The sequence below is a fragment of the Microcoleus sp. Pol7_A1 genome, from assembly GCF_036701085.1.
Classification (GTDB): Bacteria; Cyanobacteriota; Cyanobacteriia; order Cyanobacteriales; family Microcoleaceae; genus Microcoleus; species Microcoleus asticus.
This window is the reverse complement of record NZ_JAUBQD010000150.1, coordinates 1-1,712: the sequence shown is the minus strand read 5'-3', so window position 1 is coordinate 1,712 and position 1,712 is coordinate 1. Positions and strand designations below refer to the sequence as shown.

Annotated in this window: 3 protein-coding genes and 1 pseudogene; 1 reads left to right on the top strand and 3 read right to left on the bottom strand. The window is 37.2% G+C overall.

Annotated features, from left to right (window positions below):
• The 3 genes and pseudogenes from QUA20_RS31630 to QUA20_RS31620 all read right to left on the bottom strand — a co-directional run.
• Nucleotides 1–289: pseudogene (locus tag QUA20_RS31630) on the bottom strand (IS630 family transposase); the annotation flags it as partial.
• Nucleotides 290–435: 146 nt separating this feature from the next.
• Nucleotides 436–882 carry an IS630 family transposase gene (locus QUA20_RS31625; RefSeq protein ID WP_333194290.1) on the bottom strand — a complete coding sequence of 149 codons (447 nt, stop codon included), beginning with the start codon at nucleotides 880–882 and terminating at the stop codon, nucleotides 436–438.
• Between the two features lie 16 nt (nucleotides 883–898).
• Nucleotides 899–1,381 (bottom strand): helix-turn-helix domain-containing protein, encoded by a 483-nt coding sequence (locus tag QUA20_RS31620; RefSeq protein ID WP_333194288.1) that lies wholly within the window; start codon nucleotides 1,379–1,381, stop codon nucleotides 899–901.
• Between the two features lie 48 nt (nucleotides 1,382–1,429).
• Between QUA20_RS31620 and QUA20_RS31615 the strand changes: the two genes are divergently transcribed.
• Nucleotides 1,430–1,645 (top strand): hypothetical protein, encoded by a 216-nt coding sequence (locus QUA20_RS31615; protein WP_333194287.1) that lies wholly within the window; start codon nucleotides 1,430–1,432, stop codon nucleotides 1,643–1,645.
• Nucleotides 1,646–1,712: the final 67 nt, after the last annotated feature.

Below are 1,712 nucleotides of genomic sequence, written 5' to 3'. Positions count from 1 at the left end.
GCAATATTTACTGCGCCAAAGTAAGTCTGTCGCTCTTTCTCATTAACTATTGGCACTTCTACTCTTTCATTCTTCTTGCCCCAAACATAGCCACAAATATCTCCCCAAAGAAGATGACATTCATCCTGAAAAAAAACTACTAATTCACCTAATTCGATTTCATTACGATGAGCTTCTAGCCATTGGGTCAATTCTTTTGTTTTTTTTTTACCAGTTCAGGATCTGTTTTAGGATTACGTTTTTGAGATTTTTTCCAGGTTAAGCCAGCAGCGTCAAAAATCTCATAGTAATACCAATTTTCCAAAAGTATGCTACAGTAGTTAGTGCCGATCTAATATAATCCCATCCCGTGATAGATGCGATTGTTTCACTTGAAAATTCTTCAAGAAAAGTGCGAACTTTTTCTTTAATTTCATCTAAGTTGTCATAAATTTCCTAACTTAATTCTTGTTTTATATATTGCCATACTCTCTCGATCGGATTCAATTCAGGACTGTATGGTGGTTGAAAAAGCAGTAAAATATTATCTGGGATTTTGAGCTGGCTACTATGATGAAACTTACCATTATCCAGTTGCACAACATTTAAATGCTCCGGATATTCTGCTGCTAGGTTATCTAGGAATATCTGAAAACATTGACCGTCAAGATGTGAAAACTCTAACCAGAAACTTTCTCCGGTTTGAGGGGCAACTGCCCCGTATAAATAGTAAGCTTTAAAATTCCATTGAACTTTACCTATTGGTTTGACTCCACGGGCTGTATTTTTTTTCCTTTCAATGGTTTTTAAGCCGATTCTAGTTTCATCTTGACACCAATATTTGAGACCATTTTTTGCTGGATTAGGGGTAGTGGACTCCAACCATAAGACAAGTTTCAGCAATTTTTCTAGTTTTTTTTTAAAACTCGATTGCTGCCGCCGGATCTTTTTTGTTACTCAAACGCCTTGGTACTTTTAACTTGGCTTTCATGCGATAGTACAGTTGCTTATGTAAAGTTTGATATTTGACGGATACTTGATAGTTATCTTCGACCCATTTCGCAATTTCTTTGTAACTCTTAAACTCGCAGGATTCCTCACTAATTTTTGTCGAGATTCCTGCTATTACTTCGGAGGGAATTACTCGGGGCCTCCCAGTCGAGCGGCGCAGCTTTAATAATGATGACAGACCGCCATCCTTATATTGCTTTAACCATCTTTGTACGGTGATTCTATGTACCCCTAAAAGTTCAGCTACCTCTGTAATACTCTGGCTCGACCCAGATTTTAACAAATAAAGTGCCTGAATTTTTTGTCTGTTAGTTACAGTTCGTTGCTGTGACATAATTATTTTTAATTCGGTCGCAGTGTCTTCAATTCTTTCTTGGTAATTTACTTTCATACAATCGTCCTTTTGCTAGAAGTGCTATTGTAGCATATTTTTGGAGAAGTGGTATTAGATAAAGTCACAGCATTTGCTGTTGGAGGAGTAGACTACATCACCAAGCCATTTCATTTAGAAGAAGTTTTAGCTCGTGTCGAAAATCAACTAACTCTTCAGCGTTTGCAAAAACAACTGCACGAGCAAAATGCGCGATTGCAGGAGTCAGAAGCTAAAGAACGGGAGAAATCCCAACAATTAGAGCTGACTCTACAACCAGGGTAAACGCATCTTAATTTCAACCTAAAACATGATAAGATTAAGTATTTAGCTAAATCAAGTGCGTAATTCA